Annotated in this window: 3 protein-coding genes; 2 read left to right on the forward strand and 1 reads right to left on the reverse strand. The window is 72.9% G+C overall.

Annotation, left to right across the window (positions count from 1 at the left end):
• Window positions 1-90 precede the first annotated feature (90 nt).
• On the reverse strand, window positions 91-1,266 hold the full coding sequence (locus ACWEQL_RS24780) for an ROK family transcriptional regulator (protein ID WP_452152501.1): 1,176 nt from the start codon (window positions 1,264-1,266) through the stop codon (window positions 91-93).
• A 322-nt stretch (window positions 1,267-1,588) separates the two neighbouring features.
• Here ACWEQL_RS24780 and ACWEQL_RS24785 point away from each other — a divergent pair, with 322 nt between their 5' ends.
• Together ACWEQL_RS24785 and pepN are read left to right on the forward strand one after the other, a co-directional pair.
• Window positions 1,589-3,472, forward strand: coding sequence for an outer membrane protein assembly factor BamB family protein (locus ACWEQL_RS24785; protein WP_452152502.1), 1,884 nt, complete (start codon window positions 1,589-1,591; stop codon window positions 3,470-3,472).
• A gap of 169 nt (window positions 3,473-3,641) precedes the next feature.
• Window positions 3,642-6,233, forward strand: coding sequence for an aminopeptidase N (gene pepN, locus ACWEQL_RS24790; RefSeq protein WP_452152503.1), 2,592 nt, complete (start codon window positions 3,642-3,644; stop codon window positions 6,231-6,233).
• The last annotated feature ends 372 nt before the right edge of the window (window positions 6,234-6,605 follow it).

A 6,605-nucleotide genomic window follows, 5' to 3' on the forward strand; every position in this document is an offset into this window, starting at 1 on the left:
TAGACGATCCGCCGGACGCCGGCGCCGTGCGGAGGGGCCCCGGCCGGTGGCCGTCCGGGCCCTCGTACGGACCGTACGCGACCGGTGCGCTCAGCGCCCGATCGCGCCCGAGTCGCCCATCTCACTCATCACCAGGGCGAGCGCGCCGAGCACCTCGGCGCGTCCGCCCAGGGTGCCGGGGACGATCGAGAGCTGCCGCGCGGCGCTGGGGATGGCGTAGCGGGCGACGGAGTCCCGGATCGGGGCGAGCACCAGCTCACCGGCCTCGGCGAGGTCTCCGCCGAGGATGACGCGGCGGGGGTTCAGGAGGTTGCAGAGGGTCGCCACGCCGCTGCCGATCTGCCGGCCGGCGTCGGCGATCACCCGGCGGCAGCCCAGGTCGCCCTGGTGGGCGAGCTCGACCACCTGGGGCAGGGTGAGGTCGGGGCCGAGGTTGGCGTTGAGCAGGCCGAGCAGGTAGCGGGAGCCCACGAAGGTCTCCAGGCAACCGCGGTTGCCGCAGCGGCAGACCGGCCCGGCCTCGTCCAGCGTGATGTGCCCTATCTCACCCGCGGTGCCGCCGGGGCCTCGGTAGATCTGCCCGTTGATCACCAGGCCGGAGCCGACGCCGCTGGCGACCTTGATGTAGGCGAGGTCGCTCAGGCCCCGTCCGGCGCCCCAGACCAGCTCGCCGAGCGCACCCAGGTTGGCGTCGTTGTCGACGTGGACCGGCATGCCGAGCCGATCGGCCAGCTCCCGGCCGGGGGCGATGCCGGTCCAGCCGGGCAGGATCGCGGTGGAGCCGAGCGCGCCGGTCTCCACGTCGATCGGGCCGGGCACGCCCAGGCCGACGCCGATCACCTTGTCCGGGCGGAACCCGGCCTCCTCCAGCAGCCGGGCGACCAGCGCCTCGGCCCGGTCGAAGCCCTGGGCGGCGGAGACGTCCACGTCGATCGGGGCGCTCTCCTCGGCCAGCACCCGGTGGGCGAGGTTGCCGACCGCGACCCGCAGGTGGGTGTGGCCGAAGTCGATGCCGACCACGATCCCGGCGTCACCGCTGAGCGAGACGCTGCGGGCCCGGCGCCCGCCGGAGGAGGTGTCGGCGACCACGACGGTGCCGCTCTCCTTGAGCTCGCGCACGATGTTGGAGACGGTGGCGGCCGAGAGGCCGGTGCTGCGCGCGATCTCGGCCTGGGTCAGCGACCCGGCCATCCGCACCGCGCGCAGGACGCGTTCGAGGTTCGCCCGGTGCAGCGAGGACTGCGATCCCGGTGTGTCCGTCGACATGCTTTTCTCCACCCCTCCAAGGGCACGGGAACCCCTCGCCCGGGTGTTCGCCTTCGTTCAACCCCTGAAAGCCTATTCCCCGAGAGCCCGCCGGGGCGCGTCGATCGGTCGGATCACGGCCAGCGGGCCCCGGCGCCGCACGCCCGGACCGTCCGGGTCCGGTGCACGGCCCGGCCCAGCTCAGCGGCCCGGTGCGGGGCCCGGGAGACGCCTGGGACCGGCCGAAAACTGCTCACCCGTACGATGGTGCCCAATCTCACCCGTCCCATGACTCCGGACGCGTCCGGGGAGGGGGACAAATCCAGACATGACGGGGAATCAGATGGCAGGGGATCACCCGACGCCCGGGGCAGGCGAAACGCCCGGCAGCGGTGCGCAGGAGAGCCGGGGGGTCCCGCTGGGCCGCAAGCCCGGCGTCGACCCGGCGGCCGTGGCCGACCAGATGACACAGCTGGGCGGCGCGCCGGTGCCGGCCCAGGGCGCGCCGGCCGCGCCGAGCACTCCTCCGGCGGCCCCGCCCGCCCCGCCGGCCGCTCCGGCACCGGGCACGCCCGCGCCGGGCACCGAGTACGCCTACGCGCCGACCGCCGCGTTCCCCTCCCAGCCGCCCGGCACGACGCCCCCCATGGGCACCCCGGCGGGCGCCCCGGTCGGCCCGTTCGACCCGGCCCCGACCCCCTCCCCCTTCCCGGCCCAGGGCGGCCCGTACGGCTACGCCGCCCCGCCGGCGCCCGGCCCCGCGACGGACGGCTACGGCTACCCGGCGGGCGGCCAGCACGTCACCCCGCCGTACGGCTTCCCCGGCCCGCCGGCGCCCGTCGCCCGGCAGCGCAACCCCGTGATGCTCTGGGGCGGCATCATCGGCTCCGTCCTGGTGGTGGCCATCATCGCCGGCCTGGTCGTGCTCTTCGGCGGTGACGACGACGACAAGAAGGACGACCCGGTCGCCTCCACCGCGGGCACCACCGGCGGCGCGAGCTCCACCGGCACCGGCGGCACCACGACGGGTTCGAGCAGCGGCGGTACGGCCACGGGCGGCGGCGGCACCAAGGCCGGCACCTACGCGCTGTCCTGGAGCGCCCCCAAGTCCGCCACGTCGAGCTCCGGCTCGCTGCTGGCGGTCTGGGGCACCGACAAGGTCATCGTCCGCGGCGACACCAACGGCATCAAGGCCTACAACTCCTCCGACGGCAAGGAGGCGTGGAGCATCACGCCGCCGGCCGGGACGAAGGAGTTCTGCTCCATGTCGTACGGCATGAACTCCAACAAGATCGCCGCGGTCTCCCTCAACACCGGCGACAGCGACTGCTCCACCATCGGCGCGGTCGACGTCGCCAACGGCAAGCTGCTCTGGTCGGCCAAGGTCTCCACCACGCGGCTCTCCTCGCCGTCGCTGAGCCTGACCGACAACGTCATCGTCGTCGGCGGCTCCAGCGCCTTCGGCGCCGTCAAGATCACCGACGGCAGCGCGGCCTGGCAGTACACCCCGCGCGACAAGTCCTGCAGCCTGTACGGCGAGGCGGCCGGCACCCAGCTGGTCGTCAGCGACCGCTGCTACGGCGGCAGCGGGCCCAAGTCCACGCTGACCGTCCTGGACGCGGAGAGCGGCAAGGCCGCCAGCCAGGCCATGACGCTGGAGGGCACCATCGAGCGCGTCGAGAAGGTCATCTCCGACAAGCCGCTCGTGGTGGAGATGGCCAGCGGCGTCAACGGCGACTACATCCTGTCCTTCGACAAGGACAACAAGCCGATCGCCAAGATGCCGACCAAGGAGGCCGGCTCGGACAGCCTGCGCCTGTCCGGCACCTCGGAGCCGTACACCCTCAACATCGTCAGCGGCACCACGCTGTACGTCCAGGTCGACGCCTCCGCCAAGGGCTCGATCAACGCCTACGACCTGACCACCGGCAAGCGCCTGTGGTCCGCGGCCGGCACCACCGAGCGCGGTCTGCGGCTGATCTCCGGCACGGACAAGGAGGGCAAGGTCCGGGCGGTGGCCGTCAACGGCTACGGCAAGGAGTCCAAGGTCGTCCAGCTCAACCCGGCCGACGGCGCGGTCACCGACCTCGGCCCGATCGGGGAGATCAAGAGCTCGCTGATCTCGCTCAGCTCCACCGAGTACATCCTGCGCAGCGACGGCACGCTGGCGGCGTTCCCGCGCAGCAGCGGCTACGACACCCCGGTGGCGATGTTCGCCAAGAAGTGACGCCCGCCGGGACGCGGGGAAGTGAGGCGCCGTGAGCCGAGCCCGGCTCAGGCCCTGACGAGGGGCGGTGCGGACCGTACGGGTCCGCACCGCCCCGGCGTATTCCGGCGGCCTCGGACGGCGGACGTGGGAGGATGCCAGGCATCAGCCTGACGAAGGAGTCCTGCGAGTGCCCGGCACCAACCTGACCCGTGAAGAGGCCCGTACCCGGGCCGCGCTCCTGCACGTGGACGCGTACGACATCGAGCTCGACCTCGGCTCGGCCCGCGACGGCGGCAACTTCCGGTCCACCACCGTGGTCCGGTTCACCGCCACCACCCCCGGCGCCGCCACCTTCATCGACCTCGTCGCTCCGGGCGTCGAGGAGATCGTGCTCAACGGCGAGCGGCTGCCCGTGGACAGCTTCGCCGACAGCCGGATCCCGCTGCCGGACCTGCGCGCGGAGAACGAGCTGCGCGTGGTCGCCGACTGCGCCTACACCAACACCGGTGAGGGTCTGCACCGCTTCGTCGACCCGGTCGACGGGGAGACCTACCTCTACACCCAGTTCGAGGTACCGGACGCCCGCCGCGTCTTCGCCTCCTTCGAACAGCCCGACCTCAAGGCCGCGTTCACCTTCACCGTGACCGCGCCCAAGGGCTGGGCCGTGGTCTCCAACTCCCCCACCCCGGTCCCGGCCGGCGAGGGCGACACCCAGGTCTGGAAGTTCGAGCCGACCCCGCGGATGTCCACCTACGTCACCGCGCTGATCGCCGGCCCGTACGTCGGCGTGTTCGACGCGTACGAGAAGGACGGCCGGAAGGTCCCGCTGGGCGTCTACTGCCGCCCCTCGCTGCGGGAGTTCCTGGACGCCGACGCGATCTTCGAGGTCACCCGGCAGGGCTTCGACTTCTTCGAGGAGAAGTTCGACTTCGCCTACCCGTTCGCCAAGTACGACCAGCTGTTCGTCCCGGAGTTCAACGCCGGCGCGATGGAGAACGCGGGCGCCGTCACCCTGCGCGACCAGTACGTGTTCCGGTCCAAGGTGACCGACGCCGCGTACGAGGCGCGCGCCGCGACGATCCTGCACGAGCTGGCCCACATGTGGTTCGGCGACCTGGTCACCATGGAGTGGTGGGACGACCTCTGGCTCAACGAGTCGTTCGCCACCTTCGCCGAGGCCGTCTGCCAGGCCGAGGCCCCCGGCTCGCGCTGGCCGCACTCCTGGACCACCTTCGCCAACCAGATGAAGACCTGGGCGTACCGGCAGGACCAGCTGCCGTCCACCCACCCGATCATGGCGGACATCCGCGACCTGGAGGACGTCCAGGTCAACTTCGACGGCATCACCTACGCCAAGGGCGCCTCGGTGCTCAAGCAGCTGGTGGCCTACGTCGGCCAGGACGCCTTCTTCAAGGGCGTGCAGGCGTACTTCAAGCGCCACGCCTGGGGCAACACCCGCCTCAGCGACCTGCTCGGCGCCCTGGAGGAGGCCAGCGGACGCGACCTCAAGACGTGGTCCAAGGCCTGGCTGGAGACCGCCGGCATCAACGTGCTGCACCCCTCCATCGTGCTGAACACCGACGGCGAGATCGAGTCCTTCACCGTCCTGCAGGAGGCCCCCGCGCTGCCCGCCGGCGCCAAGGGCGAGGCCGTGCTCCGCCCCCACCGCATCGCCATCGGCCTGTACGAGCTGACCGACGGCAAGCTGGTCCGCACCGACCGGATCGAGCTGGACGTCGACGGCCCGCGCACCGAGGTGCCGGAGCTGGTCGGCAGGCACCGCCCCACCGTCGTCCTGCTCAACGACGACGACCTCTCCTACGCCAAGGTCCGCCTCGACGAGGACTCGCTGGCCGCCGTCACCGAGCACCTCGGCGCCTTCACCGACTCGCTGCCGCGCGCCCTGTGCTGGGCCTCCGCCTGGGACATGACCCGCGACGGCGAACTGGCCACCCGCGACTACCTGGCGCTGGCCCTGTCCGGCCTCGCCCGGGAGACCGACATCGGCGTCGTCCAGTCGGTGCACCGCCAGGTCAAGCTCGCCCTCGACGCCTACGCCGACCCGAACTGGCGCGAGCAGGGCCTCGCCCGCTGGGCCGAGGCCGCCGAGGAGGCGCTGCGCGCCGCCGAGCCGGGCAGCGACCACCAGCTCGCCTGGGCCCGCGCGCTCGCCTCGGTCGCCCGCACCGACGGCCAGCTCGGCCTGCTCGCCGGGCTGCTCGACGGCACGGCCGAGATCAAGGGCCTCGCCGTGGACACCGAGCTGCGCTGGACCCTGCTCGTCCGGCTCGCCGCCACCGGCCGCGCCGACGAGGCGGCGATCGCCGCCGAGCTCGCCCGCGACAACACCGCGGCCGGCCAGGAGCACGCGGCCACCTGCCGCGCCGCCCGTCCGACCGCCGAGGCCAAGGCGCAGGCGTGGGCCTCGGTCGTGGAGTCGGACAAGCTCACCAACTACGTCCAGGAGGCCGTGATCGCCGGCTTCCAGCAGGCCGACCAGCGCGAGCTGCTGGCGCCGTACACCGCCAAGTACTTCGCGGCGGTCAAGGGCGTCTGGGAGAGCCGCAGCCACGAGATCTCGCAGCAGATCATCGTCGGGCTGTACCCGGCGTTCCAGGTGGAGCAGGCCACCCTGGACGCCACCGACGCCTGGCTGGAGTCGGCGCAGCCGGCCCCGGCGCTGCGCCGGCAGGTCATCGAGTCGCGGGCCGGCGTCGAGCGGGCCCTGAAGGCGCAGGCGGCCGACCGCGCGGCCGGCGCCCGGGCGCTGGGGCACTGACGCGCTGACGCACCGAGGATCCGCGCGGGCGCGACGGCGCCCGCGCGGGGCCCGGCGCGAGCGAGCCGAAGGGGCGCGAGCAGAGCCCGGTCACCCGAGCCCGCGAGCGAGCCGAAGGGGCGCGCCGGTGCCGAAAGGGAGCGAGCGAGGAGGCCCCGAGGGACGAGGGGCATTGGAGCGTGGGGGCACCTCCCGGCCGCCAGGCTGGGGGACGTCGGCACCGGAGCAGAGCGCCCCGGAGGCGAGCCGAGCACCAAAAGAGCAGACAGGGGCGGCGGACGTTCGAACGTCCCCCGCCCCCGGAGTGTGGGAGAGTGTGTGGTTGTACGGGACAAAATAATATTTTAAATTGCACACAGGGTGGCGGCGGGG

Source organism: Kitasatospora sp. NPDC004240, from assembly GCF_053603215.1.